This is a genomic window from Gilvimarinus sp. 1_MG-2023, assembly GCF_030548285.1.
This window is the reverse complement of record NZ_JAUOSC010000316.1, coordinates 1-376: the sequence shown is the minus strand read 5'-3', so window position 1 is coordinate 376 and position 376 is coordinate 1. Positions and strand designations below refer to the sequence as shown.

Sequence of the window (376 nt, the reverse complement as noted above, 5' to 3'; positions counted from 1 at the left end):
TTCATAGGCATTGTGCAACCAGAGACGATGATAGCCACCGGTAATCGCCATCCCTGTCAGCCAGGTGATCACAATATAGGTAACCCAGGCCGAGGTCTCATAACCATAGGTGAAGCCATACCAGGGCACCAGGGTCAAGACGCCCAGCGTGCTGGCTGCAAACATGATGGTCGGAACCCAGTAGATAGGCGGCTTGTTATTGTTCTGATTATTTTCACTCTGCTCGCTGGCAGATGGTGCTTGATCGTTTGACAGCATAATACCCTTTCTAGTGACGGTCGGTGCAGTAACAAACACACCTCTAGTATTTATACTAAACCACGATTGTGTCATTCGACATGCGACATGAGTGAAATAGACTGAAATAGGGTTAAAA

The 376-nt window shown here is 47.6% G+C and carries 1 pseudogene; it reads right to left on the bottom strand.

Annotated features, from left to right (window positions below):
• Positions 1–258 (bottom strand): annotated as a pseudogene (locus Q4563_RS16960) (hypothetical protein); the annotation flags it as partial.
• Positions 259–376 lie beyond the last annotated feature (118 nt).